Here is a 13942-nt window from a genome sequence, read left to right on the forward strand (position 1 = left end):
GCCAGAGCCAGAGCCAGAGCCAGAGCCAGAGCCAGAGCCAGAGCCAGAGCCAGAGCCAGAGCCAGAGCCAGAACTGAAGAAAACCGAATGGCAACCTACGCTTATCCCTGAAGTAGCGGAAGAAGAGATTGATTTTGAAAAACCTATCACTGTCCTTATGACAGAGATAGGAGATGAAACTAATTTGGATCACAAAGATGAGCATCAGGAACCGGATGCTTTCCCAGAGCTAGATTTAGCAGGTGTTGAGGATACAACGCCAGTTGATAGCGACTCTGGCGCACAAGCAACGCTGACATTTGAATTTCCCGAAGAGGAACCTGAAGCGCCAACTGATCCGTTTGCGGGTTTAACCTTGGGTTCTGCTTTAGATGATGGTTTGACAAAGTCTCCAGTGACTGAGGATAAATCCTTTAAACGTACCTCTGTTAAAGGTGAGCAGCCGGCTTCTATTGCTGATGCACCTCAAGCGGAATCTAAACAGGATAAAGCTGTTCCTATTGAAAAGAGCAGTGCTGAAGCATCCCAACGCGATAAGGATCTTGTGTCAGTAGATCTGCATGAAAAAGACGAACCTTGGGAGTCGGCTCCAGTGGTTGATGAGCCAGTTAAAGAGGCGCCTTCTAGACGCAAAGTATTAGAAAAAGAGCCAGATCCCGAAAATGTATTAATCATATCGGTTATTGCTAAATCGACAGATCAGTTTGATGGCGTTGTATTACAAAAGATCATCGATGCTTGTGGTATGAGTTTCGGTGATATGTCTATCTACCATCGTTTTGAAGATGAGGAAGGACTTAGTGCGGTTCAGTTCAGTATGGCTAATGCTTTACCGCCAGGTACCTTTGATCCCGATGATGCGCAGAGTTTAAGTACGAAAGCAGTTATGTTCTTTATGTCTATGGAAGAGCCTCGCGATGTTATGGATGCTTTTGAGTGTATGTTGGCAACAGCAGAGACAGTCGCTAAGCATTTAGGTGGGGAGATGCTCGATGAAAATCGATCGGTCTTGCGGACCCAAACTATGGAACATTATCGCCAGCGTGTACGTGATTTTGAAATGAAAAATCTTAAAAAACGCGGCCGATAAGCCGCGTTTCTTCTTTCTTGAGTCGAGTTTTCATCGTGTCTATTGAACAGCAGCTAAAGCAGTTGCGCGAGCAGCTAAATCATCATAACTATCGTTATTATGTTCTGGATGATCCAGAGGTTCCTGATGCGGAATATGATCGTTTGTTTCAGCAGCTCAAATCATTAGAAGCTGAAAATCCTAGTTTAATTACCCCTGAATCACCTACTCAAAGAGTGGGCGGTGCGCCTTTAGCTGCATTTAATCAAGTTAAGCATGAGTTACCTATGCTGTCTTTAGATAATGCGTTTAATGCTGAAGATATGGAGGAATTTAACCGTCGAATTGTTGAGCGATTAAATTACCCTGCTGATACAGAGATTGGCTATGCCTGTGAGCCTAAACTAGATGGAATCGCAATTAGTTTACTCTATGAAGAGGGTTTGCTTATTAGAGGTCTAACCCGTGGAGATGGTTCAACGGGAGAGGATATCACTCTCAATGTGCGGACTATACCTACAATTCCTCTTAAACTCTCAGGATCTGATTACCCTCAGCGACTAGAAGTACGTGGAGAAATCTACATGCCAAAGGCGGGTTTTAACGCTTTAAATACCCGTGCAGAGCAGCGAGGTGACAAGCCCTTTGTAAACCCTCGAAATGCAGCCGCTGGTAGTTTGCGTCAGTTGGATCCGAGAATAACCGCATCACGTCCTTTGGAGATGTGTAGTTATAGCGTAGGGGTTGTTGAAGGGGGTGAGCTTGCAGATGGCCATGCAGCTATCCTACGTCAGCTAAAAACTTGGGGGTTTAAGTTAAATCCGCTGCTTGAAGAAGTTAAAGGCGTTCAAGGTTGTCTTGATTACTACACTCGAGTAGCGGCGTTGCGAGACTCGCTTCCTTATGAGATCGATGGCGTTGTTTTTAAAGTCAATGATTTGGCATTACAGAAAACCTTAGGTTTTGTTTCTCGCGCGCCTCGTTGGGCGATAGCGCATAAGTTTCCTGCCCAAGAAGAGTTGACGGTTGTTCGAGCAATTGAGTTTCAGGTCGGTCGTACAGGTGCTGTAACACCTGTTGCTCGCCTTCAGCCCGTTTTTGTGGGTGGTGTTACGGTTTCTAATGCTACCTTGCACAATATGGATGAAGTTGAGCGTTTAGATGTGCGTGTAGGCGATAGTGTTATTATTCGTCGCGCCGGTGATGTTATTCCTCAAGTGGTGCGTGTAATCGAGGAAAGACGGCCTGATGACACCGTGCCTGTTGCTGCTCCAGAGGCTTGTCCTGTTTGTGGCTCTGATGTTGAACGTCTTGAAGGCGAAGCCGTAGTGCGTTGTACTGGTGGCCTTTACTGTGCCGCTCAGCGGAAGGAAGCGTTAAAGCATTTTGCCTCCCGTAAAGCGATGGATATAGACGGCTTAGGTGATAAATTGATTGAGATGTTAGTCGATCTGGATCTGCTCCATAATCCCGCAGGACTATATCAACTGAAGGTGGAGCAGTTATCAACACTTGAGCGGATGGGACCAAAGTCAGCTGAGAATTTAGTAAAAGCGATAAGTGCGAGTAAAGAGACAGAGTTTTCCCGTTTCCTTTACTCGTTAGGTATTCGTGAAGTTGGCGAGGCTACCGCTAGAGCATTAGCAATGCATTTTGGTGATTTAGATCCTTTGATGGCAGCAACTGAAGAGGCGCTATTGGAGGTCTCTGATGTAGGTCCTATTGTTGCGAAACATATTATCGGCTTTTTTGCTGAACCTCATAATAGAGAAGTGATCGCGGATCTACTGGATAAAGAAAAAGCGGGGGTTCATTGGGATGCTATTGAGCCGGTGGAACTGGAAGCGCTACCTTTAGCGGGTAAAACATGGGTATTAACTGGTAAGCTTGAGCAGATGGGACGCAGTGATGCTAAAAAATATCTACTGGCATTAGGCGCAAAAGTGGCGGGCAGTGTTTCTGCTAAAACGGATTGTGTTGTTGCGGGTCCTGGGGCTGGTTCTAAATTAAAGAAAGCATCTGAATTGGGTATTGAAACAATGGATGAAGAGCAGTTTGTAGCCTTTCTCCAACAACATGGAGTGGTTGAAGTATGATGATCTCTAAGAAGGCATTATTGGTTCTGCCTATTTTAGTGTTTCTATTGAGTGGTTGCTTTGGAGCTTCGACTCAACCTGCGTTACTGATTTGTGATGAGCTGGATGATAATGATGAGTGGGTCGAGCCTGCTGTACTGGCCGAGCAGAAATATGGCACGCCTATATCTCTCTCCTTGGCGCTGCTCGAATTGCCTTTGTCTGATCTTGATAAAAAACATGTAAGGCCTCGCAGTGCTGATTGGGAAGAGTATCGTATACGGAGTGAACGCTGGGATGCTTCGCCACAGATCCCTGATGATGCAGTTGATTTTATCGGTTGGTTCACTCAGCAAAGTGTTAAACGAAATCATATTGGCTGGCAAGACGCTGGTGAACACTATCTTGCATTGAGGTTAGGGCATGGTGGTTACCATCGTTTTGAAGCCGATAAATACCCAGAACTGGCGCAGCAAGCTAAAGGTATCCAGCTAAGAGCGCAACGTTGGTCAAATGAGTTACATGCATGTAAAGGGCAGTGGCAAGGTGAAAGCTGGTTTAACAAGTTAAAACTTTGGTAACTGTGGATAAGTCTTAATGATCATTCCTTATGAGCAGCTTGAACCCGATACGCTCAATGCATTAATTGAAGAGTTTGTTAGCCGTGATGGCACTGATTATGGTGATAATGAGATCTCTCTGTCAGCTAAAGTGGAGCAAGTTAGAGGTAAGTTACGTTCAGGTGATGCCGTGATTTTGTTCAGCGAGAGTAAAGGCCTTTGTAATATAGTTCATAAAGATATGTTATGAACTGGGCCGGCCTGTAATAGTTTTTTCTGCTGAGCCTAATCAAAAAGAGGTCGTCAAATGGATCAGCTTGAGCAAACTATTAGCCTTATTGCGCTGACAATGGGTGTTGGTTGGGCCAGTGGGATTAATCTTTATGCAACCATATTTATGTTGGGCATGCTCAATAATATGGGGCATATCGCACTGCCTGAAGAGCTTCAAGTTGTTGCTGATCCGTTAGTCTTAATGGCTGCGGGCTTTATGTATTTTGTCGAGTTTTTTGCCGATAAGATTCCTGGTGTTGATACTGGCTGGGATGGGCTGCATACCTTTATCCGAATACCTGCGGGGGCTGTGCTAGCAGCGGGTGCTGTAGGTGATATGTCTGTACCTGTCGAATTAGCCGCAGCTCTTGTCGGTGGGACGTTAGCGGCGGGAAGTCATGCCGCTAAGGCGGGAAGTCGTGTTTTGATAAATACCTCTCCCGAACCGGTGACTAATTGGACTGCGTCTATAAGTGAAGATTTATTAGTGCTGGGTGGTTTATGGGCAGCACTTAACCATCCTGTTTGGTTCTTGGTAGGGTTGGTCGTATTTATCATCTTATTGATTTGGTTGTTGCCAAAACTTTGGCGAGGTATCAAAAAAGTCTTCCGCTTTATAGCAGGGTTATTTGGCAGTGGTAAAGATAAGGAGCAACCGCCTTTAACGTCTTTTCCGACTAAACCCAGCGCTCCAAATGAGCTCCGCTGACAAGGAGTCTTAATAAATCTGTGCGGCAAACAATGCCCACTATCTCATCGTTATTATTTACAACAGGTATAGAGTTTATTTCGTTGTCGATAAAGTTAATGGCAACACTTTGAACTAAGGTTTCAGGTGTTGCAGCGATCAGTTGTTTAGAATAAATGTCACTAATAAGAGTGAGTGAATCGGTTCCCGCCTCGATTAAATCTGTCTTCGATATTAAGCCTAGTGGCCGTTTATCCTCTTCGGCAATGACTAAGTGGCTAATCTCTAAGCTCAGCATCCTTTTCCAAGCGGTACTGACGGTAACATTGGGCGATATTGTATGTACTGGGGATACCATGATCGTTGATACAGTAAGCTGAGCGCTTTCGTTCTGGGGTTCAGCTTCTTCAGCATTAGCTGTATATGCAAGGGTGGCTGGATCTTTGTTTTGATTGGGTTTTCCGGGGCCGGGGATAATGAACTTTTCACCATCGGAGTGTAGTCGATCTTCCTTGTCTGCAGTTCGATGTATATGGCGGCTTTTCGATAGAGAGTCGACACCTTGTTTAGGAAAGAGGGCTTCCTTTGGTGTTTGTATGCGATAGCCGTGGTCGTATACATAAAGTGTCATAACCGCTCCATATCTGTGTTTGTTCAAATACTAACCGATCTGTGCTTTTTAGCTTAACATACATGCTCTTTACTTATATCGCCCGTCTTATCAAGTTCTTGATAATAAACCGCGCTGGGTTCACTGCATCTATTAGAGTCTTGGGGAGAGGTAAAGGTTCATTACAGATCATAGACGCTAATAGTTCAGCTGAGATCGGACAAGTAATTAGCCCTTTGGATCCATGGCCTGTATTTACATATAGATTGGGGTAATGGCTAGGACAGATGCCATCAAAACGCCAATTTTTATCTTTTCTCAGACGTCCGAAGGCTTCAATATAATCCGAAAATACAGGGGCTGGACCGACAACGGGCATATAATCGGGTGTACTACAGCGAAAAGCGGTTCTTCCTGTGAGCGGCTCTTTTTTACGGATAAGCGCGTTATGAAATTCTGGTAGAGCATCCTCCAGTTTTTCTAGATTCTTATTATGGTCGTATTGAGTAACGTCACGTTGTTTGCCCTTCAGATCGAATGTAGCGCCAAAGCAATATTTTCCTCCCTGTGCTGGAGAGATATAGCCTTCGCCACAAACAACCGTCCTTAGTTGCGGTAAATCTGCACTATCTTCAGTAATCGATACTTGTCCGCGAATAGCTTTTAACGGCAGATGTTCAGTTTGTTTAAATTGATTAGCTAATTCCGCATTGCAGATAATTAAGTGAGAGCAATGTAAGTGCTTACTGTTGCTGGTGGTTAAATTCCATAGGTGATCGATCTGTTCGATATTTGTTATATCGTGTTGCTCAATAGAGATATTAGGGTGGGCGGCTAATAGATGACAGAAGTCTACAGGTGACACCCAGCCTGCTGTAGGAAAAAATAAACCGCTACTGGATACGACAGAACCACTAATCTCCGATAATTCGATATCTGATTTATGTTGTACTAGGGAATCAGGATAATGGCTGTTATCAATTAATTCCTGTTGTCGTTTTTTTTCGTTTTCTTTAGTCGCTAGCTGCGCTACGCCACACTGAGACCAAAAGGATTGCTCGGGGTCTTTCCGTTTAAGTAGATTAACGGTATGTAAAAAACCGGTCAGATGCAGTTCGCCTTGTTTCGTAGGGCTGACAGGTAGCTTGGCATAAAGTGCCCCTTGCCGATTACCTGATCCTGCTGTTGCTAAATGCTGTTCTTTCTCAATGAGCCTTACCTTAATCCCTCTCTGTGCAAGAGAGTAGGCCGTGGAGCAGCCAGAAAGCCCCCCGCCAATAATAGTAACTTCAGTAGGCTGTTCCGATTTTGGGATTGAAAACCAAGGTTTTGTATCTAGAGTTGGCGCTTTATTTTCGATGAATGTGCCTAAAGACATTTCGCGTTTTTTTCCGAAGCCGGGTTGTTTTCTAACCTCAAAACCTACAGCTTGCAATCCTCTTCTGACTACGCTAGCTGATGTGAATGTTGAGAAGGTTGTGCCGGGTTTGCTTAATCGAGCAATTTCGCGAAAAAGTTCAGGGCTCCACATCTCTGGGTTTTTGGACGGTGAAAAGCCGTCTAAGTACCAGGCATCAATAGAGGCTTTGAGTTGTTTATAGCTATCTAAAGCATCTCCAAAAATCAGAGTTAATGTGATTCGTTCATCAGGAAAGGAAAGTCGATGGAAGCCTTGGCATGCTAAGGGGTATTGGTTTAATAGCTTTGATGATAAAGGTTCGAAGTCTTTCCATTGATGAAGGGCGCGTTTTAAATCGTTATGGCTTAGTGGTTGCTTTTCCACGGAGATAAAATGAAGTTGTTGTCCATTAGAGCTTTTATTCAACCATTGCTGCGCAGTAAGTAGAAAATTTAGCCCCGTTCCAAACCCTGTTTCAGCGATGGTCAATCGTTTTGGTACAGCGTTGAGTCGTGAAGGTAGGTTGTTAGCGTTTATATAAACATACAAGCTATCTTCAAAACTTTGTTCTGTATTGAAGTAGAAATCATCAAAACCTGTTGAATAAGGGGTGTCGTTTTTCCAAAAGATGTCAGCGCAAGTAATCACAATCGTAAGTTTAGGCTATAGGTAGTTATTAGGTTTGGATGGCAGAATATGCTGTATTTGTACTGTAAGTCTAGAGGTTAGTAAGGCTATAAGCTACAATTTGCGCCCGGATAGTTACAGCGTGCTTTCTATAGAATTAAAGTAACGATTGTTTTAGTTAATTATCTATATTTACTTACTACTAAATAGATTGTTATTGAATTCTTTCCGTTTAAGGTCGAATTGCGAAATTCAAAAAAATGATTTTTCTTACTAATAGGTCGATAATGAAAGAGCTTAAAGATATCAAATTGGCGGTTATTGGACTTGGCTATGTTGGATTGCCCTTAGCTGTAGAATTCGGTAAATATCGAGATGTCATCGGTTTTGATATTAATAAAGCAAGAGTGAATGAGCTGAAAAATGGTCATGATTCTACGCTAGAGGTAGAGGATGATATGCTTAAATCAGCAAGTCGACTTTCATATTCGTCCGATGTATCCATATTGAAAGGGTGCAACACTTATATAGTTACTGTACCAACACCTATTGATGATACCAATGCACCAGACTTGACGCCTTTAGAAAAAGCTTCTGAGATGTTAGGGGGGGTGATTAAACCAGGAGACATTGTTATCTTCGAATCCACTGTCTATCCCGGTGCAACTGAAGAAGTCTGTGTGCCGATCATAGAGAGGCTCTCTAGCTTAATATTTAATCAAGATTTTTTTGTGGGCTATAGCCCAGAGCGTATAAATCCGGGTGATAAGGTTAATACCTTAACCAAAATTTTAAAGATAACTTCTGGTTCTACACCTGCTGTTGCTGATTTAGTGGATGAGTTGTACGCAAGTATAATTACCGCAGGGACCCATAAGGCGAGTTCTATTAAAGTAGCTGAAGCGGCTAAAGTGATTGAGAATACACAGAGAGATTTAAATATCGCAATCATTAATGAGTTCGCTAAAATATTTAATCGGCTGGGCATTGATACCCAGGAAGTACTTGATGCTGCAGGTACTAAGTGGAATTTTTTACCATTTAAACCGGGACTTGTCGGTGGGCATTGCATAAGTGTCGATCCCTATTATTTAACTTATAAGGCTAAAGAAGTGGGTTACCAGCCAGAAGTTATTTTAGCTGGGCGAAGAATTAATGACGGTATGGGAGCTTATGTTGCGACTGAGTTAGTTAAGGCCGTTAGTAAGAAAAAGATTCATATCGATGAAGCCAAAGTATTGGTGTTGGGTTTTACATTTAAAGGGGACTGTCCTGATGTCCGTAATACCAAAATTATAGATATGATTGATGAATTGAAAAGCTTCAATATGCAAGTGGATGTCTATGATGATTGGGCTGATGCGGATGAGGTTAAACATGAATACGGTGTGGAACTAACAGCCACACTGGATAACGGTGTATACGATGCAATCGTTTTAGCTGTCGATCATCAGGAATTTAAGTTGTGGGGTGAGGAGAAAATTCGAGCACTCGGCAAGAAAAATCATGTTCTTTATGATGTAAAATATGTACTACCAACAGGTTGTTCTGATTTACGTCTGTAATGACTGTTTTAGAGGTAAAAATGAAAAGATTCGGATTGATTGGTGCTGCAGGTTATATAGCTCCTCGCCATCTCAAGGCTATTAAAGAAACAGGCAATGAGCTTGTTGTAGCAATGGATATAAATGATTCAGTGGGAATTATGGATAGTCACTTTCCTAATGCTGAATTTTTTACTGAGTTTGAAAAGTTTTCTGGTTTCGTTGAGGACTTAAAGCTAAAGGGCGAAAGCTTAGATTATATCGCCGTTTGTTCCCCTAACTACCTTCATTTACCTCATATGAAGTTTGCATTGCAAAATGGCATTGATGTTATTTGTGAAAAACCACTGGTTTTAAATGCTTCAGATTTAGATGTGTTACATCGGTATGAACAAGAATACGGTGCAAAAGTAAATTCTATTCTTCAGCTTAGGTTGCACCCTTCCATCATAGCGCTTAGGGATAAAGTAAATGCTGCACCTGTTGATAAAGTATTTGATGTCGACCTTACTTACCTTACCTCCCGCGGTAAGTGGTACTTAAAATCTTGGAAAGGATTTGATGAAAAGTCGGGCGGTGTTGCAACAAATATAGGTGTGCACTTTTACGATATGCTGCATTTTGTTTTTGGAGATATTTTAAAAAATGAAGTGCATTATCGTGATGAGAAGACCGCTTCAGGCTATTTAGAGTATGAGCGGGCACGGGTTCGTTGGTTTTTGTCTATTGATGCTAATCACTTGCCGGAGAACGCGATTCAAGGAGAAAAGCTAACTTTCCGAAGTATTAATATTGAAGGTGATGAGTTGGAGTTTTCTGGAGGGTTTACGGATCTGCATACGCAGAGCTATTTGCGTGTTCTGAGTGGCGATGGTTACGGTATAGAGGATAATCGAGCAGCGATTGTGACGGTAGAGCATCTGCGAAAAGCCAGTCTAAGCACTTCAAATCTTCATAAGCACCCCTTATGTAGTAAGATGTAAATTTTTTTATAGTTTAATCGAAGATCTTATTTATGATTGTTGTTTTTGCATACGCCTTTCCGCACAGAAAAACTCATGATTTTCTTGTTGAATTAGCTTTGGCCGGGCTGCGCGATGTTATTGTTATTGCAGCCCCTTTTCAAAAGTTGGGGGCTGTTGATAGAAATACATATTTTCGTAAGCCTCTTGTTACTGTGGAACCTTTTGATACGTCGGTGCTTTGTGAAAGGTTAGGTTTCAAATATGTCGAGAAAAAGCACTCTCAAGTTGACGAGGTGGTTGGAATTGTTCGGGAATGTGGGGCAAGCCTTGGCATAGTCGCTGGTGCTAGAATTCTTAAGCAACCGATTGTTGAATCTTTTGAGGATGGGATTGTTAATTTCCATCCTGGGAAAATACCTGAAACATCAGGGTTGGATGCGCTTTTCTACACAATCGAAAAGGATATAGATCCAGGCGTCACTACGCATTTTATAGATGCTAAAGTTGATGCTGGGCATTTCGTTTCATTTGATGTTGTTAAAGTGGCAGCGGATGACTCAATAGAGGATCTGCAGGAAAATATATACAGAACTCAGTTGATTGCTCTACGTCGTTTTGTCACTGATTGGGCGTCGAATAATGTCCAATCCTATCCGATTGATAGACCATATAAAAATGATCCAATGGACTGCGAACATAAATTTAAATTATTAAATCGCTTCCCAATTTGGAGAAGCACGCGTGTATTGCAGCAATGTAAACGTCAGTTGTTTGAAGCTTGTATAGAAGGGAATGAAAAAGAGCTCGTATCTTTATTAAAGGATTTTCCTAGCTTAATTGAGAGCCGAACGATTGAAGGTTGGAGCCCTTTAATAGTAGCTGCTTTTAATCAGCAAAGGGAGTTGGTTCGTATATTGTTAGAGTTAGGTGCTGATCCTAATGCTACTGCTAACAAGGGAACGAGTGTGTTGATGTATGCTAAAACTGCTTTAGTGAATAAAGTTGATGCCGATTATGCTGTTTTGAATCTGCTGCTAGACGCTGGTGCAAAAGTTTCTCATCAAGATGTTTTTGGGAAAAATATATTTGATTATGTGAATGAGTTTGGCGATGACGTACTTGCTGCGTATTTGGATGGGTATAATTAAATGAATTTTATTGATTTGAACGCGCAGCAGATGTTAATCAAAGGTCAGCTAAATGAACGTATTGCGAAAGTTTTAGCGCATGGTCAATACATAAATGGACCAGAAGTTAAGGAGCTAGAGCAAGCGTTATCTGACTTTTCGGAAGCAAAATATTGTATTTCATGTGCGAATGGCACAGATGCTTTGCAGATTGCCTTGATGGCGATTGGTGTTGGTGCTGGTGATGAAGTAATCATGCCCGCATTTACCTATATAGCTACAGCTGAAACGGTAGTTCTGCTTGGTGCGAAGCCTATTTATGTTGATATAGACTTAGATACTTGTTTACTTAATATAGAATCAGTAGAAAAAGCAGTTACAGGAAAAACAAAAGCAATTATACCTGTTTCATTATATGGCCAGTGCTCTGATTTTTTAGCGTTAAATCAGTTGTCTGAAAAGTACAATATACCAATTATAGAAGATGCAGCACAAAGTTTTGGTGCGAGACGTAATGGTTATCGTTCTTGTAGCCAGACTACGATTGCATGTACGAGCTTTTTTCCAAGTAAGCCTCTAGGTTGTTATGGAGATGGCGGGGCAATTTTTACTTCTGACCCTGAGCTCGCTAAGGTTTTGAGGCAGATTGCCAATCATGGTCAAAAAGAGAGATATAATCACGTCAGAATAGGTGTAAATAGTAGGCTGGATACACTGCAAGCCGCTATCTTGTTGGCTAAGCTCCCTTTGCTGGATGCCGAGATCTTAAAGCGGGAAGAGTTGGCGAATATCTATAATGAATCGTTTTTAGATTTAAGTTCAGTGAATTTACTCAAGATCGAAAGTCCCAATAAGTCTGCGTGGGCTCAATATACGATCAGAGTGGAAAACCGGAAGCAGTTTGAAGGTAAGCTTCGAGATGAGGGGATACCTTATGCTATACATTATCCAAAGGCAGTTCATCAGCAATTAGCTACTAAGGATATGACTTGTAATGCAAAAAATGCAGAGAAAGCTGCATCTGAAGTTATAAGTTTACCTTTTCATGCTTATTTAGATCGCGAATCTGTTGAACGGGTGATATCAGCCGTATCTTTTTTTGGATAATATCTCTTTGCGCCGAATCAGGTGTGATTTTGTGAAAAAATTTAAAGGAATTTAGTATGAAAATGCTTACTGTACTGGGAGCAAGACCGCAGTTTGTGAAAGGCGCTGTGCTTTCAAGAGAACTTGTATCCTGTGATCATGGTATATCTGAGACTATTGTTCATACTGGGCAGCATTATGATTCAAGGATGTCTGATATCTTTTTTAATGAGCTTGGCATCCCAAAACCTAAATATAACCTTGATATTAATGGCGGAAGTCATGGTGCAATGACTGGGCGGATGATGGAATCTCTTGAATCTGTTGTTCTGGAAGAAAAGCCGGATGTGTTATTGGTCTATGGAGATACAAATTCCACGCTAGCAGGGGCTTTAGTGGCCGCTAAGTGTCATATTCCTATTGCGCATGTTGAGGCGGGTTTGCGCTCTTTTAATATGAATATGCCTGAAGAAGTAAATAGGATTATTACGGATAGACTCTCTCGATTTTTATTCTGCCCGACTGAACAAGCGGTGCTTAACCTCGAAGCAGAAGCTGTCCGAGATGGAGTACATAATGTGGGTGATATTATGTACGATGCTGCGCTGTTGTTTGGGAATGAATTAACTACTGATGATAGGCTACTGTCTTCATTGGGTTTGGTAAGTAAAAACTATGTGTTAGTTACATGTCACCGACAAGAAAATACCGATGATTTTGAAAGCTTAAAAGGTATTTTTGATGCATTGAACCATATTGCTAAATCTTCTCTTGTTGTATTTCCTATCCATCCTAGAACAAACTTAATTGCTAAAAAAGCAGGTTTACTAACGAGCCTTTCGAGTAAAGTGAAGTTAATTGAGCCAGTTTCATATATGGATATGGTTAGTTTGTTAAAAAATGCAGAAGTTATGATTACCGATTCTGGTGGAGTCCAAAAAGAAGCTTTTTTCTATCGTGTTCCTTGTATCACTATGCGAGAAGAAACAGAATGGGTTGAAACTGTCGAAATTGGAGCAAATAGCTTAGTTGGAGCAAGCAAAGAGCGAATCATTGCTTCCTTTGACGAAATTTTGAAGGGGATTGAGTGTGATTTTGATCAAAAACCATATGGCGATGGACGGTCTGCTAAATATATAGCGGAATATGTAGGTGCTCTTTGAAAACTATGGGGCTATTGGCCTTTGCAAGGGCTTCCTATAAAGCATATCGATACGATTTTATGTTGTTTTCGATGTTAAGTATTTCTTCTGTTTTCTTACAATACGTTAGTTTGGCTTGTGTTTTATTGTATCTAAAGGTGTTGTCGGGGAGTATTTTTCCTTTACTTGAGCGTATTGGAGTATCACTCGATCCGGAACAAAACTTCTTGTCCATTTTGTTTGTTGTTGCATTTATATTCGCATTTAGCTTAGCTACGTTCGTAGAGAACTTTGTGCGTTTGCGCGTATCAAAAGTTGCATTCTCGAAACGCGGTGAGGCCGATAGAAAAAATTGTGAAAATGTTCATGCTGGTAAGGCGTTACGAAGTCTATTTCTTGCGATAAGACCGTTTTGGGTAGTTGTATTTGGTTTTGTTGGTATTCTTATTTTGAATCCTTTTATTGCTGTTGTTGGGGTGGTGTTAATATCCTTCGGTGTGATTGTGTTTCGAAAAAAGAAAGTTGAAAACATTGAAGTGAAGTTAAGCAAGTACGATGTTGAAAAGGCTAGATATAAGGCTTTGAATTATAATAGGGCGGCCGGTGCAATAGTATTAGGTGTAGTTCTTATCTGGATGGCTGAACAGGGTACGGGTTTGTACACAGCAATGGGTATTGTTGTAATTGGACGCATTGTTTTGACGAGTGCAGGGCAGTTGCTCACTCTTCTGCGTGATGCAGAGGTTGCTCTTTTAATAAATGGAATAAAGAATTAAG

Annotated in this window: 13 protein-coding genes; 11 read left to right on the forward strand and 2 right to left on the reverse strand. The window is 41.7% G+C overall.

What is annotated here, in order from left to right:
- From zipA to Q4492_RS02795, 5 genes are all read left to right on the forward strand, one after another.
- The coding region (zipA, locus tag Q4492_RS02775; protein ID WP_303415731.1) for a cell division protein ZipA at window positions 1–1090 on the forward strand (1090 nt) is incomplete at its 5' end.
- A gap of 35 nt (window positions 1091–1125) precedes the next feature.
- Window positions 1126–3165 carry an NAD-dependent DNA ligase LigA gene (ligA, locus tag Q4492_RS02780; protein ID WP_303415732.1) on the forward strand — a complete coding sequence of 680 codons (2040 nt, stop codon included), beginning with the start codon at window positions 1126–1128 and terminating at the stop codon, window positions 3163–3165.
- On the forward strand, window positions 3162–3725 hold the full coding sequence (locus tag Q4492_RS02785) for a hypothetical protein (RefSeq protein WP_303415733.1): 564 nt from the start codon (window positions 3162–3164) through the stop codon (window positions 3723–3725). Before ligA ends, Q4492_RS02785 begins: the two co-directional genes overlap by 4 nt.
- Window positions 3726–3741: 16 nt before the next feature.
- On the forward strand, window positions 3742–3954 hold the full coding sequence (locus Q4492_RS02790) for a YheU family protein (protein ID WP_067865067.1): 213 nt from the start codon (window positions 3742–3744) through the stop codon (window positions 3952–3954).
- Between the two features lie 57 nt (window positions 3955–4011).
- Window positions 4012–4686, forward strand: a complete 675-nt coding sequence (locus tag Q4492_RS02795) for a DUF4126 domain-containing protein (protein WP_303415734.1) — start codon at window positions 4012–4014, stop codon at window positions 4684–4686.
- Here Q4492_RS02795 and Q4492_RS02800 read toward each other — a convergent pair.
- Both Q4492_RS02800 and mnmC read right to left on the reverse strand, forming a co-directional pair.
- Entirely contained in the window at window positions 4655–5296 is a 642-nt protein-coding gene (locus Q4492_RS02800; protein WP_303415735.1) for an HPP family protein, read from the reverse strand. The genes Q4492_RS02795 and Q4492_RS02800 overlap by 32 nt on opposite strands.
- A 73-nt stretch (window positions 5297–5369) precedes the next feature.
- Window positions 5370–7322: a bifunctional tRNA (5-methylaminomethyl-2-thiouridine)(34)-methyltransferase MnmD/FAD-dependent 5-carboxymethylaminomethyl-2-thiouridine(34) oxidoreductase MnmC gene (gene mnmC / locus Q4492_RS02805; RefSeq protein ID WP_303415736.1), complete on the reverse strand. Its 1953-nt coding sequence runs from the start codon at window positions 7320–7322 to the stop codon at window positions 5370–5372.
- Between the two features lie 266 nt (window positions 7323–7588).
- Here mnmC and tviB point away from each other — a divergent pair, with 266 nt between their 5' ends.
- Genes tviB through Q4492_RS02835 form a run of 6 tightly spaced genes read left to right on the forward strand, consistent with a single transcriptional unit; the run spans window position 7589 to window position 13941 of the window.
- On the forward strand, window positions 7589–8866 hold the full coding sequence (gene tviB, locus Q4492_RS02810) for a Vi polysaccharide biosynthesis UDP-N-acetylglucosamine C-6 dehydrogenase TviB (protein ID WP_303415737.1): 1278 nt from the start codon (window positions 7589–7591) through the stop codon (window positions 8864–8866).
- 20 nt (window positions 8867–8886) lie between these two features.
- Window positions 8887–9828: a Gfo/Idh/MocA family protein gene (locus Q4492_RS02815; protein WP_303415738.1), complete on the forward strand. Its 942-nt coding sequence runs from the start codon at window positions 8887–8889 to the stop codon at window positions 9826–9828.
- Between the two features lie 32 nt (window positions 9829–9860).
- A complete protein-coding gene (locus tag Q4492_RS02820) occupies window positions 9861–10958 on the forward strand; it encodes a formyltransferase family protein (RefSeq protein ID WP_303415739.1) in 1098 nt (365 codons plus the stop codon).
- Entirely contained in the window at window positions 10959–12044 is a 1086-nt protein-coding gene (locus Q4492_RS02825) for a DegT/DnrJ/EryC1/StrS aminotransferase family protein (RefSeq protein WP_303415740.1), read from the forward strand.
- A 56-nt stretch (window positions 12045–12100) separates the two neighbouring features.
- The gene (gene wecB / locus Q4492_RS02830) at window positions 12101–13186 is read left to right on the forward strand and encodes a non-hydrolyzing UDP-N-acetylglucosamine 2-epimerase (RefSeq protein ID WP_303415741.1); all 1086 of its coding nucleotides are present in this window, start codon (window positions 12101–12103) and stop codon (window positions 13184–13186) included.
- Window positions 13183–13941, forward strand: a complete 759-nt coding sequence (locus Q4492_RS02835) for a hypothetical protein (protein WP_303415742.1) — start codon at window positions 13183–13185, stop codon at window positions 13939–13941. Before wecB ends, Q4492_RS02835 begins: the two co-directional genes overlap by 4 nt.
- Window position 13942: the final 1 nt, after the last annotated feature.

Source organism: Neptuniibacter sp. 1_MG-2023 (assembly GCF_030547185.1).
Classification (GTDB): Bacteria; Pseudomonadota; Gammaproteobacteria; order Pseudomonadales; family Balneatricaceae; genus Neptuniibacter.